Raw genomic sequence first — 14,787 nt, forward strand, 5'->3', positions numbered from 1 at the left:
CACCTGTGGCGCCCTGTGGGCCAGTGGCACCCGTAGCCCCAACCGCACCATCAGCGCCTGTTGCACCCTGAATACCCTGTGGGCCAGTTGCACCTGTAGCTCCAGCTGCACCACGAAGATCACCTGTCATCGAGCTAGTGCCATCGGTAAATGTTATGGTAACTATACCTGTTGCCGGATTATATATAGTAGAAGTAATACCTTTACCAGCAGTACCTGTGGCACCAATTGGTCCTTGAGTACCAGTAGCACCAGCCACCCCTTGTTGACCAACGGCTCCAGTATCTCCTTTTAAACCTCTCAAAGATACCCACCCAGTACCGTCCCAATAATAAACTCCAGTACCATCTGGTGTATGTGCAGGGTAAGCTGCTGTACCGCTAAAACCTGTAGCAATAGTTTTGATATTATAAACCATCATTCCCGCTACCGGTGTGCTTCCTGTCGCCAAACCCCATGTGGTGGTATTGGTAAGGTTTACCCTTGGGAACAACAATCCCTTGTTACTGCTTTCTAACTCCAGAATTGAGGCTTTGTTAATAGTTGTAGGGTTATCGCCAATCTTTACTTGTGCATTAACAGACTGCACACATGCGCATAACAATACGCAAAGCGTAATGCTTCTTAAAATGTTTTTCATAGGTTGATGTGGTAAAATGTATGTTTGCAAACGCACAACGTACTTGTACCTCAATAGCCAATTTTTATGCCCACATTAAAAAAGCACCATAAAACAACTAAAAACCTTATATTTACGTTAAGAACAATATAAACACCACCATTTCGTTGTTGTTGTTTTTACCCAGTTAGCGTAACACTCTCCTCATTATACAAACTCAAACACTTATAAATCAAATAATTAATACAACCAAAAGGAGTACAAACAATATGTTACGCTATTTTTAGTTGTTGTATCTTTCTTTTCAGTTTACGAAATTTTCCATCTGGCAACAAAAAGGTGCGGAAATTTAGTTTCCGCACCTTGCTAACGATTACAGCTAAGATAAAAAACTAACCTACTGTATTTCTCGGATTAGATCTGGTATTTGTAGCCCCAGCTTTAGATATCTTATAATTCAATGAGAAATAAAAATAGCGGTTAATGGTATTGAAACGTACATCTTCCATCCTACTTGCATTTACAGTTCTATCTATGTTAGTATTCTGATTTAAGATATCGAACCCTTTGACTGCTAATGTAATTCTACGTTTCATAAGGTACTGTTCCAAACCGGCGTTTAGCAGGAATATATTATTGTTAAATCCATCGGCCCTACCTGCAGTACCGTTATGCTGTAACTCTGTGGTGATACGCATATTTTTAACAAACTCCCAACTTACACTTGCATTGTTCCAAAAGCTGAAATACTTGTTATCAATAGCTGCGGGCTGAGAATTATTTACCATACTGTATTGCACACCCAAATAAACACCAGCGTTTAACTTATTATCTATATCGTAGCTAAAATTAGCATTCGGGCCAATGTTGTATCTATCGGTCACATTTTTCTGGGCGTTAATATATGAAGATAGGTGTGATGTAAAGAAGTTAACGCCATAACCCATTCTTAGCCCTTTAATTTTTGTTGGCTGACCGAAGAAGGTACCCGTATTGATGAAGTAATTGCCATCTACATTAACTGGCTGTACATGCTGAACGCCATTTACATAATTTACGCTATTACCGATGGCATCAATCGAATAGTTGATTAGGAAATAGCCATTCCAGTACTTGTTGTTATCTGCACTAAACGTATTGAAATTAATTGCCATACGGTGATTTTTAGTAGCTTCCAAAGCTGGATTTCCTATTCTTTGATACAATGGGTTGTTATTGTTTTGTACCGGTTGCAGGTCGTTAACCGATGGTAGGTTAACCGAAGAGTTATAGTTTAACTGTATCGTATGATTAGCTTTATTCTTAAAATTGATAGTTAGTCGCGGTAAAATATTGTAGTATTTTTTGTCTAATTGGTTGATACTTGCTCCTGAACTATTGAATGCAGTAGCGTCTAAACCAGTTTCTTGTAGGCCAAAGCCAAAGTTATAAGTCCATTGACTGCGGGTGTGGATAAAACCAAATCTGGCACTTTGCTGCCAATTCCTATTATCGAGCGAATTTGAAAAATCGGACACTATGGTTTCATACCTATCTGTAATTGTATTGTAATCGAATGTAAGTTGTTCTGCATCTACCCTACTTTGGTTATAGAGATATCCAACATTGGCGCTCCACTTCTTGTTCAGTTGGCGCATGTAGTTTAAATTAAGGGTGTATGATCTTGAAACATTTTCTTGTTGAGCTTGCTGATTAATCAGATCTTGATCGGCAGTAGCATTCTCATATTTGTTGATCAATGAGTTATTGGTCCAATTTGCGTTGTAGGTATTCTGTGTACCATTTAACCTTAAGGAAACCGAGCCATTTTTTAAACGACGTAATGCCGCAAATTCGCCAAAGAGTGCCGGAGTGGTATTTTTCTGATCGAAATATTGCGTTCCATCGTTAGTTTTGCCAGCCGCATCGAATGCAGAATTAAACCTACGATCGTTGATATTTCTGGTGTAGTTAAGGATGATGTTTGGTCTGAACGTGATATCGGTTAAAGAATCTGGATGGTACTCTGCCTTGAAATTAAAGCGGTGTGCCTGGTTGTCAGAATTTCGTATAGAAAGCTCCGATGTTCTTAGCACATCATTACTATTGATATCCTGAATAGTTGATAAGCGATTACCGATACCATTTGAAAAATATGTGAAGTAGCTGCTGCTAATGGCCAGTTTATTATTTTTGCCCCAGCTATTGCTGTAGTTTAGGCCGCCGCTATGGGTGGTGACCTCTCCTATCGCATTATTATCGAACACACCAGAACCGCCAATGGTGGTGCGTCCGTTATTTACGTTGATAGAGAAGCTGCCTCCAGCTGGTGGTGCAAAAATGTTCCCGATGTTTCCGCCGGTAAAGCTGTTTAAATCTTCGAACTGGAAGCTGGCATTGCTAAGGTTATTGCTCATACCCAAAATTGCAAACTGTAGATTTTTATTGAAATGATTTGCACTCAAATAGCTGTTGTAACGATCGGTTGTGCCACTTGCTAAGTTCGCATTACCAAACCATCCACGTTTTTTATCTTCTTTAATGGTTAAGTTCAATACTTTTTCACGTTGGCCATCATCTATACCTGTGGCTTTTGCCTCCAGTGTTTTACTGTCTATCACTTGTACTTTTGCAATAGCATCTGCTGGTAAATTCTTGGTTGCAGTTTTGGGGTCAGTACCGAAAAAATCTTTTCCATCAACAGTTAATCTTGAAACTTTTTGTCCCTGCACCAAAATATTTCCATCTCGGTCTACCTCTACCCCGGGAAGTTTCTTCAACAATTCTTCTACGGCTGCGTTTGGTTGGGTTTTAAAAGCTCCAGCATTGTATTCTATTGTGTCGGGCTTTATTTTAACATTGGCCTGCTGACCCGTTACGTTTACTTCTTTAAGTTTCAACGCATCTTCCTGCATTTGCAAAGTTCCCAATTCTAAGTTTCCAGTTACTTCTATTGGTTTTAAAATAGATTTATAACCTAAGGCTGAAATTTTAAGGTTGTATTTTCCATTCTTTAGATCTTTAAATGAAAATTCTCCGTTAAAACTGGTTAATGCACCTGTTCTCTTGCTCGAATCTGCCTGTTCGGTTAATAGTACGGCAGCATAAGCCACAGCTTCCTTATTGGTTTCGGCTTGTAATTTACCAGACAAGCGGCTTTGTGCGAAAGTCTTCGTAGTTAATAGGCAGCAGATGATCAGAAATAGTTTTGTTTTCATTTATGTCTTTTTTGGTTTTGTGCAGGCTCGGATTTTAAGACCTACAATTCATAAGACGCAAGGCGATTTGGAATGTGACACTTTTTCTGAAAAATTTTATAAATATTTTTCTAAGTGTGATGCTAGTGGAAATTTGGTTGGGATATGATGGTGAATTAACAATAGGTTTCATTGATTAGATGCGCAGAAAAGGTCGCTCCTACGGAGCTTGTATTGATTGGATCATTACCCTACCAAAAGTATGCCTCTACGAGGCAATGCAAAGTCGAGAAACATCAAAAGCGATGATTTAGTTATAGGTTGAGAGAACACCGTAAGTGTTCGGAAGAATTTAAAGCATTTAATTCTTACATACCACAAATAGAAATAAGGGCTTTAAGGTTCAAATGATACAAAAATCTTTGTGTTCCTTTGTGTCTTTGTGGTTAATTTTTAATCTTCCGAACACTTATGATGATAAACACACAACTGCCAGAATTCTAGTTGATATAGTAAAAGCCTCGTAGAGGCGACCTATTGGTAACAAACTACTGCCTTCTGCTAAAGCTCCGTAGGAGCGACCTTATAAAAAACATAACATTACAAGAAAGGCCACTCCTACGGAGCTTATGTCGATTGGATGATTACGCTACCAAAAGTATGCCTCTGCGAGGCAATGCAAAGTCGAGAAATATTTGAAGTAGACGGCAATGTCATGTTCAACGTAGTACAATTTGAGGGGATAATTCCCGCACAAACTTATGTTAATTAGACCTGATTGTAGCGTGCATGCAGCCCATGCAATGGGCAAATAAAGCGGAAAGCAGGGCGGGTTTGAGATAGATGCAGCGAACAAGCTCTTCTAAAACAAAAAAACCCGCAAGGGTTAACTTACGGGATTGATATGTGCTTAGGATGGTTATTAGTTACCTGTCCATTTGTTATTGTCAGCATTGCTATCTGGCAATGTTTGTTGCGGATCTAGCACCACCTCTACCACTTCTTCTGTAGTTGGGTAACGCACCACCCAGCTGGTATTTTTCATCCAAACATCGGCAGCAACTTTAACTAAATCTGTTTTGCCACTTTTGGTTTTAATACCTAAAATGATTGGCATTGGCATTTTATCTAAATTATCAACTTTGATGTTATAAGCCGTGATAGCACCATTATTTTTAAGCTCTTTAACTTCAGAAATACCTTGATCCATTTTCCAGTTGTTCAAGAACCAACTTTTCCAGAACCAGCTCAAATCTTCGCCAGCTGCATTTTCCATAGTACGGAAGAAATCATTAGGTGTTGGGTGTTTGTAAGCCCAGTTGTTGATATACTGGCGGAAGGCGTAATCAAACCTGTCTTTACCCAAAATTTGATCTCTTAGGATGTGGAGTGCCCAACTAGGTTTGTAATACAAGTTGATACCTATGTTAGCTTCAGCCATACCATCGGGCATTAACATCATGTTTTCGAATTTTGGATTACCAATAACTTGTTTACCGATGGCGTGCATATTCATTTTGCGTGGTTTGTACTCGCCGTTGTTAAATTCTGTACTCGATAAATCGTTGATGAAAGTGTTGAAACCTTCGTCCATCCAACCGAATTTACGTTCGTTAGATCCCACAATCATTGGGAACCAAATGTGGCCAAACTCGTGGTCAATTACGCCCCAAGCATCGCCTTTTTTAGCTTTCCAACCGCAAAACACAATACCTGGATACTCCATACCGCCAATATTTGTGGCTACGTTCACCGCCATTGGGTATGGATATTCTAACCACATTTTTGAGTAATGCTCTATAGAAGCTTTTACGTACTCTACCGCTCTACCATAACCATCGTTGCCATTACTCTCTACCGGATGTGCAGAAACCGCCAACGATTTTTTACCGCTAGGCAAGTTGATACGTGCGGCATCTAAAACAAAGGCTTTTGATGACGACCAAGCTGCATCGCGGGTATTAAGCATTTTGAATTTCCAAGTCAATTTATCTTTTGCAGGGCGAGATTTTGGATCTGTTACTTCAGCTTCAGACCTGATGTGAACCGTTTTATCGCTGTTTTTAGCTTCATTCCAGCGTTGTAGTTGTGTTGCCGTAAATACTTCTTGTGGGTTTAATAACTCTCCAGAACCCATTACAATGTGGTTTGCAGGCACAGTTACATCGAAAGTGATGTCACCAAATTCGCAATAGAACTCACCAGCACCCCAATAAGGCAAAGTGTTCCATCCTAAAACGTCATCATATACGCTCATACGTGGAAACCATTGTGCTACCGCGAAGATTTCTCCATTTTTAGTGGTTAAATGGCCTGTTCTATCTGAGCCCAACACAGGGATTTGATAGGTATAGTCCATTTTGATTACTGCTACATCGCCATTTGCAGCCATTGGTTGTTCTAGGCGGATTTGCATACGTGTATCTTCTACCAAAGAAGTAAATTTGACAGTTTTTGCTTTTTGAGAAACAGACAGGTTGGTAATTTCGTAGCCACCGCTGAAGTTTTCGCCCTGCGCACCATATCTACTTTTAGCTGGTGTAATAGACAAACCACGAGAACCTTCTTTAAATGAGTTTTGATCTAACTGCAACCACAAATAAGGCAATTTCTCTGGACTATTATTTTTGTAGGTGATAGTAATGGTAGCTTTAACTTTACTGGTAGCTTCATCTAGCGTGGCGCTGATGTTGTAATCTACACGGTTTTGCCAATATTTAGGACCTGGAGCACCACTCGCAGAGCGATATTCGTTTCCATTTTGGGTATAAAAAAGTGGACTGAAAGCTTCTTCTGGTACATATTTAGAAACTAGCTTATCTTGAGCAAAACTCAATTGTCCAAATAATACGGTTATTGCAACCGCAAATGATTTCAATAAGGTTTTTTGCATGTTTAATTATTTTGTTGCTAAGGTAAATGGAAAATAGCAATTTTCAATTTTGGCACATGAATATTACCAATGACTAGGGTTTACCTTTCAATTTTGGTAAAGCAGGTAGCTTGCGAGCATCGGCAGGTAGTTTTTTCCACTCATTAAAAGTGGTTGCAATGTAATAAGTATAGTCAAAAGGTGTGTCTGCCTTTACTTGTTCTACCGTTGGGCGGTACAAGCCAATGTAATCATCCAAATCCTTTTCTTTGTAGTTTACCAGTTTCTGGATAACCGTTTTATTAAAGTTTTTGGAAATTTCTTCATTAATATCTGCTGCTTCTTCGAGCTCACGCTCTTTTGCCTGTTGCTTACGCCATTTGCCATAACCTAAGTTTAAACGCAGCCCTCCCTTTTCTTTCGAAGCATCTACCCTTTTAGCTGCTACTGCATCTGGGTCTTTAGTATCCAAATACGGAGAAATCTTTACGGTGGTAACATCTACCGTGTTCAGGGTATTCACTGCCAATCTCAAATAGATATTCTTGGGAAATAAATTTACCAAGTAAACAGTATCGGTTTGATAGCCCATAGAAGCGTAAGATATAAGATCTCCCTTTTTTGCTTGTATGGCATAACGTCCGTCTTTATCGGTTAGCACTACCGCTTTAGAAGTTAAATTTCTTACCGAAACACCTTGTAGGGCAGTACCACGTTGTTCGTTATCAAAAACATTTCCGGTAACATAAGTCTCTTGAGCCATTGCAGCACAGGGCAATAACAAAAAAATAAATAAATATAGTTTCTTCAGCATCATCAAATGTAAGTTACTTTACGCTTTGCGTAACCCGTTTAACAAAATTTAACAAGCCTATTACTACTTTAGCAAAGCTTGATATTCCTCTTCCTTAAAGCCCAGCAAAATCGCTTTACCATCTTTTTCTACAATTGGTCTTTTAATGGCACTTGTGTTGGCTAACAAATATTCAATTACGGCATCGGGTGTATTAATTTTTGCCTGTTCTTCCTTTGTCAACTTCTTAAAGGTTAAACCCGCTTTGTTAATCACCTTCTCCCAGCCAAAAGTGTTAAACCATTCGGTTAATTTTTCGGCAGTAATTCCTTTTTTCTTAAAATCGTGAAATTCATATTCGCTGCCATTATTCTTTAACCAGTCTTGCGCTTTCTTTACTGTATTACAATTGGGAATGCCGTATAGTTTCATTGTTTTTAATTTCTTTTGAAGCGCTAAAGTTAATAAAACTAAGCACTTTAAATAAACCAGTTATTAGCTGATATAGGTAAATCGCTTTTAAAAATCAAAAAGATTTGGCTAAAGCCATATTGTAACCTTTTATACTGTCCGTTGGCTGAAGCCAAACGGCAATGAATTTCCTTTATGCCGTTTCATTGCCGTCCCATTTATGGGGCGGATATTTAGGGAAACAAACAAGGCTTTAGCCAAAATTGTTTTCAAAAGCAATTTCCCTAGTAGCTGATACTTTTAGTTCCCTTCTTATTTCCCTAATGTGTATCTTAGCTACCTTTATATCACATCAATAGGGTTCTTATGCTCAAACTATCTTTTAAGCAGCAATTACTTACCGGATTTGCGGTCTCATTAACTTTTGTCTTAATCTCTGCAATAGCTTCCTACCTAAGTATCAATTCGCTAAATGATAGCTATAAATGGGTAGCACATACGCATGATGTAGCTAAAATGGCGGAACGGTTAGAAATAAGATTGTTACATTCTGAAGCATCTTTGAGAGGCTATATTTTAACAGAAAGAGCAGATTATCGCGAACCTTACGACGAAAACATCAACGCTATTTTACCGATGGTAGAGCAATTGGCTGATATGGTAGAAGATAATCCTAAACAGCTACAAAAAATAGACAGCATTAGGTTTTATGCAATAGCTAAAGTTACGGAGTTGAAACAAATTGCAGCTAAAGGAAGTGCTGGAAATTTTGTTGGTGCCAAGCAACAGTTTCTAACCGACAGAGGCAGACTTGACAAAATAAAGTTTTTAGCCTTTTCTGATGAACTGATTACTCTAGAATATAAGCTATTGAATGAAAGGCAAGAAGTTGTTACTAGTAGAAGCAATAGAACCATTGTTGTTATCATTGGTAGTTCGCTGTTAATTTTTGCTTTAATTCTGTTTTTACTCAAATACATTCGCCAAACTTTTGACCAGCAAAGAGAAACGCAAAAACAAATTTTAACTACCAACACCGAGTTAGAAAAACTTTCTGCGAAAAACGAATACCATAATTGGGTGTTGAGTAGCGAAGCACAAGTAAACGATGTAATGCGTGGTGATTTTGGAATGGATCAGTTGGCGGACAACATCATCACCAAAATATGTAACTTGCTCGACTATCCTGTTGGCGTATTTCACTTGGTAAATAGAAGCCAACAAACTTTAAGAGTTAGGGGAACTTACGCTATAAACGAAGTTTTAGATGATAGAAAATACAAGTTTGGAGAGGGTTTAGCTGGCCAAGCGGCATTGGAAAAAAAGGTGAAAATTTTCAGTCCCGTTCCAGAAGGCTATCTTAAAATCAGCTCTGCTTTAGGAAATGTGACACCAACTCACATCCTATGTTTGCCCGTTTTATTCGAAGAGCAGACCATTGCCGTTTTAGAAATAGGACTCACTTCTGAACCATCACAAAACCATCTATCTTTTTTGGAGCTGGTAGCAAAAGATATTGGAATTGCTGTAAACAGTATGGTGGCTAAAGTTAAGTTGCAAGAGTTGTTTGAGAAAACCCAACAACAGGCAGAAGAACTTACTGCACAACAGGAAGAACTACGCGTTACCAACGAAGACTTGATGCACAAAACCGAAGAATTACAAGCTTCGGAAGAAGAACTGAGGGTACAGCAAGAAGAATTACAACAAGCTAATTCAGAACTGGAAGAAAAAGCGCAACTATTAGAAGAAAAAAACGCCTCTATTAATCAAGCGAAAGAAGCAATTAGCTTAAAGGCAGAAGAACTTTCTTTAAGTAGTAAATATAAATCAGAATTTTTGGCTAACATGAGCCACGAGCTACGCACACCATTAAATAGCATCCTGATTTTAGCCAGAATATTAAAGGACAACAAGCTCAATAATCTGTCTGATGAACAAATTAAATACGCGGGGGTTATACATAATGCTGGTTCAGATTTGTTGGCTTTGATTAATGATATCCTGGATCTTTCAAAAATAGAATCTGGAAAAGTTGATCTGATTATTGAACAAGTAAAGCCTTCATCTATAAAAGCTCAGGTAGAATCTTTATTTAATGAAGTAGCCAAACAGAAAGAAATCAATTTTGAATTTAAGCTGAAAGACCAAATACCCACCAGCATTGTTACCGACCAAGCGAGGGTAGAACAAATTATCAAAAACTTACTTTCTAACGCATTTAAATTTACACGCAAGGGCGGAAATGTGACAGTAGAAATAGGCTTAGCTCAAAAAGAAGACATCAAATATAACTCGTCGCTAACCACCCAAGACAAGCTGATTTACTTTGCTGTTTCAGACAGTGGAATTGGTATTCCTTTAGATAAACAACAGGTTATTTTCGAAGCTTTTCAGCAAGAAGATGGATCTACCAGCAGAAAGTATGGCGGCACGGGACTAGGTTTATCCATTAGCCGAGAACTTGCCAACTTACTTGGTGGCGAAATTCAGCTAAAAAGTGAAGTAGGCTTTGGTAGTACTTTTACTTTAATTATACCACAAGAACTTGGCGTACCGGTAGAGATGAAAGAACCGGAAGTAGAAAAACCAATGGTTGTATCACAAGCTACGCCTACGCCAGTGGTTTTAAATAGCCAACAAGCGTTTAAAGCTAGAGGAGATGGCAATAGATTGTTAATTATTGAGGATGATGAAAATTTTGCGGAGATCTTAAAAGCCTATGCCATAGAAAAAGGCTTCGAACCTATTTTAGCCCATCGGGGAGATACGGGCTTGGAATTAGCTTTGTCCGAATTGCCAGATGCCATTGTACTCGATGTAATGCTTCCGGTAATGGATGGATGGGCTATCCTAAAAAAACTGAAAGCAGAGCCAACCACAAAACACATCCCTATCCACATGATGTCGGCCGGCGAAGAAAAAGCGGGCAAGGCGAAAAAAGAAGGTGCCATTGGTTTCCTTAAAAAACCAGTAGAAAAAGAAAAGCTAGACCACGCTTTTGAGTTGCTATCTAATCAATATATCTATAATTTTAATAATGTACTTATTGTAGAAGATCAGATACTACAAAGCAATGAGCTTACCGAGCAATTGATTAAAAAAGGCGCAAAAGTTTCGCAAGCTTATACCGGTGCAGAAGCCAGACAAATGTTGGAAGAAGGGATTTTCGATTGCATCATCCTAGACCTTAAATTACCTGATATTTCTGGTTTTGATCTGTTAGACGAAATTAAAACTAACGAAGACACCAAAGACATCCCAGTTATTATTAACACTGCGATGGAGCTAGACAAAGACAAAATGGCTCATATTATGCGTTATTCGCAGGCTATGGTATTAAAAAGCAACAAATCTAACGACAGACTTTTAGACGAAGTTAGCTTGTTCATGAACAAATTGCAGGCAGAAACACCTAAAAAGGATGAAGTTGCTACAGTAGCCAAAGCACCTAAAAACTATGCGCCAACCATTGAAAAAGCATTAGAGAATAAAACCATTTTAATTACTGATGATGACATGCGTAATATCTTCGCACTTTCATCGGCTTTGCAAGACTATAAAATAAACGTAATTATTGCCAATAATGGTGTAGAAGCACTAGAAAAACTCTCGGAACATACAGAAATTGATTTGGTATTGATGGATATCATGATGCCTGAAATGGATGGCTATGAAGCAATGAAAAAGATAAGATCGCAAAGACATTTAGCTAACCTGCCTATTATAGCATTAACCGCAAAAGCAATGAAAGCCGATCGTGAGAAATGCATTGCCGCAGGTGCCAGCGACTATATCTCAAAACCCGTTGATATTGATAAGTTGTTGTCTATGCTAAGGGTTTGGTTAAGTTAGCGGGTATAGAAAATGATGAAAGACATGATTACTGATGAGCAAGTAGAGGAGATTATTTTCGTTACTAAAAACATATACGATTTCGATTTTGATGGCTATTCTAGAGCGTCGCTAAAAAGACGTCTCAATAGAATTATGTTGCTTAAACGATTAGATTTTTTCGACTTAAAAAGCACACTTACCAATAATGAAGACTTCTTTCACTATTTCATTAACGAAATTACGGTGAATGTGACAGAGATGTTTCGCGATCCAAAGTTCTTCAAATCTTTGAAAGAAAACGTACTTCCCTACCTAAGCTCTTTTCCGCATATTAAAGTTTGGAACGCAGGTTGCTCTACAGGTGAAGAACTATATTCGTTTGCCATACTATTTGAAGAACAAGGATTGTACAACAGAAGCTTTTTTTACGGAACAGATGTTAACCACAAAGTGCTCGAAACAGCAAAAGAAGGCATCTACGACTTGCAGAAAATGAAACACTACTCCGAAAATTATCTTGCTTTGGGAGGGGGAAAATCATTAGCAAACCACTATGTTGCGCAATACGATGCCGCCTCTATTTCAAGACATTTGAAAAAGAATGTGTTATTTTCTATGCACAATTTAGTATCAGACGGCCCTTTTAACGAGTTTCAAGTAATTTCCTGTAGAAACGTGCTGATTTATTTTAATCCCGAATTACAAAAAAACGTCATCAACCTTTTCTACGAAAGCCTTGCCAATTTCGGGTTCTTATGCTTGGGGGGTAAAGAAACCATTCGCGACCCACTTTTGGCCAAGAAATTTAAAGCAGTAGACAAGAAGAACAACATTTACCAAAAAATTAATTAACTTTCCATTCAATGAATAAAATCAACCTTTTAATAGTAGACGATAAGCAAGAAAACATTATTGCTTTAGAAGCCCTTTTAAACAGGAATGATATTAATATTATCACTACAACATCTCCTAATGAAGCACTCCGCATTTGTTGGGAGAAAGACATCGCTATTGCGCTTGTAGACGTACAAATGCCCGAAATGAATGGCTTTGAGCTAGTTGAAATTCTAAAAAACAACACCCGCACTCAAGACATTTTGATCATTTTTGTAACTGCTATTTCTACCGAGACCAAGTACGCCATAAAAGGATTAAGTGCTGGTGCTGTAGACTATCTTTACAAACCTTTAGATCCATACATCACATCAGCCAAGGTAGATTCTTTTATCCAATTGGTAAAAACCCAAAAGGAAATTAAAGCCAAAAACCAGCAACTAGAAAAGATACAAACAGATTTAATTAAGGCCAAGGAAGAAGCTGAACTGGGCAAAAGAGCCAAAGAAAACTTCATGGCTAATATGAGCCACGAAATACGCACACCTATTAATGGTATTATTGGCTTGGTGCACTTGCTCCAGAAAGAACAACTTACAGAAAATCAAGCTGAAATAATTGGCCTGCTGGATGTTTCGTCTAACTCTTTACTAGGTGTAATTAACGATATTCTCGATCTCTCGAAGATTGAAGCTGGCAAGTATACTATTGCCTTTGCAGAAACCGACATTAAAGACTTAGCAAAACAAGCTACCAACCTACTTAATGTTAAAGCAATAGAGAAAAACATTGCTTTAAAATTGGATATCGACGAAAAACTACCAAGACACATCATGGCAGATTCGCTTCGTCTTAACCAAATTTTCATGAATTTATTGGGTAACGCTATTAAGTTCACCAACGAAGGCGAAGTCATATTTAAACTCGAAGTGTTAGATGAAAAACCAAATACATCTTTACTAAAATTCTCGGTTATAGACACTGGCATTGGCATTTCCAAAGAAAACATCCAGTCTATTTTTCAATCTTTTGAACAGGTAGAAAATGTACACACTAGGGTTTATGGTGGCACTGGTTTAGGCTTATCCATCGTTAAAAAGCTGGCAGAACTTAAAGGCGGCGAATTAGATGTACAAAGTGAACTTGGCAAGGGAAGCGTGTTTTCTTTTACGAAATGGTACAAAACAGTAGATAAAAAGGTTGAAGAAAAACTTATTAAAGCACATTCGACATTACCTACATTAGATGGTATCAAGATTTTAGTTGCAGAAGACAACTCTATCAATGTTTTCTTAATTGTAAAGATACTAAACGACTGGAAGGTGCAAACCACAGTAGTAACCAACGGTGCTGCAGCCTTAGAAGCATTAGAAAGAGAAAACTTTGATTTAGTACTAATGGATACCTATATGCCGGTAATGAACGGTTTAGAAGCGATCAAAAAAATTAGAACTGGTTATATTCCTGGAAAGGAAAAACTGCCAATTATTTCGTTTTCTGCCGGAGTACTAGAGCAAGACAAAGAAACAGCTAAAGAAGTAGGTGCCGACGATATCATAGGTAAGCCATTTAAAATAGACATACTACACGAAAAAATTAGCAGGCTTTTGAGAAAATAGCTACTTATTAAATAAAGTCATAGTTTGCGCAGCGCCAATGGTTGCAAAACTTTTAATCATACTTACTGCCCTATTAATTAATATGGGCAGTTCTTTTTTCTCATTTTTATCGAACTGACCAAGCACAAATTCTGCTTGTCTACCTTTCGGAAAATCATTGCCAATACCAAAACGCAAACGAGCGTAGTTTTGCCCACCACAAAGCTCTTCTATGCTTTTTAAACCATTATGGCCAGCGCTACTGCCCTGTAATTTCATACGCAGTTTGCCTAGTGGCAGCGCCAAATCATCTACTAAAACCAAAACGTTTTCAGGAGCAACCTTTAACTCTTTCATCCAGTAGTTTACTGCTTTTCCGCTTAAATTCATGTAGGTGGTAGGCTTAATTACATGTAGCTTTTTGCCCTTGTGAGATACTTCCGCATGGTAAGCCAATCGACCATGTTCAAAGCTGCCCTCAAATCCTGCAACCAATTCGTCTGCAATGTCAAAACCAATATTGTGTCTGGTGCCAACGTACTCAGCACCAATATTTCCTAAGCCTACAATCAGAAATTTCATGCTGCGAAGTTAAAAGACTTAAGCTAAAAGACCAAAGACTTAAATTGCGAACTATGTATAAAACA

8 protein-coding genes and 1 pseudogene are annotated in these 14,787 nt (G+C 38.2%); 3 read left to right on the forward strand and 6 right to left on the reverse strand.

The annotated features are described in order from the left end of the window. From REI64_RS14595 to REI64_RS14615, 5 genes and pseudogenes are all read right to left on the reverse strand, one after another. Window positions 1–640: pseudogene (locus tag REI64_RS14595) on the reverse strand (hypothetical protein); the annotation flags it as partial. A gap of 371 nt (window positions 641–1,011) precedes the next feature. Continuing rightward, entirely contained in the window at window positions 1,012–3,816 is a 2,805-nt protein-coding gene (locus REI64_RS14600) for a TonB-dependent receptor (protein WP_308850875.1), read from the reverse strand. A 901-nt stretch (window positions 3,817–4,717) separates the two neighbouring features. Beyond that, window positions 4,718–6,688, reverse strand: a complete 1,971-nt coding sequence (locus tag REI64_RS14605) for a M1 family metallopeptidase (protein WP_308850876.1) — start codon at window positions 6,686–6,688, stop codon at window positions 4,718–4,720. Between the two features lie 73 nt (window positions 6,689–6,761). Continuing rightward, complete coding sequence (locus REI64_RS14610; protein ID WP_308850877.1) at window positions 6,762–7,481, reverse strand: hypothetical protein; 720 nt, start codon at window positions 7,479–7,481, stop codon at window positions 6,762–6,764. A 63-nt stretch (window positions 7,482–7,544) separates the two neighbouring features. After that, entirely contained in the window at window positions 7,545–7,892 is a 348-nt protein-coding gene (locus tag REI64_RS14615; protein WP_308850878.1) for a Spx/MgsR family RNA polymerase-binding regulatory protein, read from the reverse strand. 345 nt (window positions 7,893–8,237) lie between these two features. On the opposite strand from REI64_RS14615, the gene REI64_RS14620 reads away from it, so the two are divergent. From REI64_RS14620 to REI64_RS14630, 3 genes are read left to right on the forward strand one after another with little or no spacing between them, the layout of a single operon-like run. After that, a complete protein-coding gene (locus tag REI64_RS14620) occupies window positions 8,238–11,726 on the forward strand; it encodes a response regulator (protein ID WP_308850879.1) in 3,489 nt (1,162 codons plus the stop codon). A gap of 12 nt (window positions 11,727–11,738) precedes the next feature. Then, on the forward strand, window positions 11,739–12,560 hold the full coding sequence (locus tag REI64_RS14625; protein ID WP_308850880.1) for a protein-glutamate O-methyltransferase CheR: 822 nt from the start codon (window positions 11,739–11,741) through the stop codon (window positions 12,558–12,560). A gap of 11 nt (window positions 12,561–12,571) precedes the next feature. Beyond that, window positions 12,572–14,161, forward strand: coding sequence for a response regulator (locus tag REI64_RS14630; protein WP_308850881.1), 1,590 nt, complete (start codon window positions 12,572–12,574; stop codon window positions 14,159–14,161). Here the strand turns inward: REI64_RS14630 and pth are convergent, their stop codons facing one another. Then, window positions 14,162–14,722 carry an aminoacyl-tRNA hydrolase gene (gene pth, locus REI64_RS14635; RefSeq protein WP_308850882.1) on the reverse strand — a complete coding sequence of 187 codons (561 nt, stop codon included), beginning with the start codon at window positions 14,720–14,722 and terminating at the stop codon, window positions 14,162–14,164. Window positions 14,723–14,787 lie beyond the last annotated feature (65 nt).

Source organism: Pedobacter sp., assembly GCF_031119335.1.
Classification (GTDB): domain Bacteria; phylum Bacteroidota; class Bacteroidia; order Sphingobacteriales; family Sphingobacteriaceae; genus Pedobacter.

What these genes read in the sequence shown, in the direction of transcription:
- REI64_RS14620 (WP_308850879.1), top strand. Translation starts at nt 8,238, where the DNA reads ATGCTCAAACTATCTTTTAAGCAGCAATTACTTACCGGATTTGCGGTC.
- REI64_RS14605 (WP_308850876.1), bottom strand. Translation starts at nt 6,688, where the DNA reads ATGCAAAAAACCTTATTGAAATCATTTGCGGTTGCAATAACCGTATTA.
- REI64_RS14615 (WP_308850878.1), bottom strand. Translation starts at nt 7,892, where the DNA reads ATGAAACTATACGGCATTCCCAATTGTAATACAGTAAAGAAAGCGCAA.
- REI64_RS14600 (WP_308850875.1), bottom strand. Translation starts at nt 3,816, where the DNA reads ATGAAAACAAAACTATTTCTGATCATCTGCTGCCTATTAACTACGAAG.
- pth (WP_308850882.1), bottom strand. Translation starts at nt 14,722, where the DNA reads ATGAAATTTCTGATTGTAGGCTTAGGAAATATTGGTGCTGAGTACGTT.
- REI64_RS14625 (WP_308850880.1), top strand. Translation starts at nt 11,739, where the DNA reads ATGATGAAAGACATGATTACTGATGAGCAAGTAGAGGAGATTATTTTC.
- REI64_RS14610 (WP_308850877.1), bottom strand. Translation starts at nt 7,481, where the DNA reads ATGCTGAAGAAACTATATTTATTTATTTTTTTGTTATTGCCCTGTGCT.
- REI64_RS14630 (WP_308850881.1), top strand. Translation starts at nt 12,572, where the DNA reads ATGAATAAAATCAACCTTTTAATAGTAGACGATAAGCAAGAAAACATT.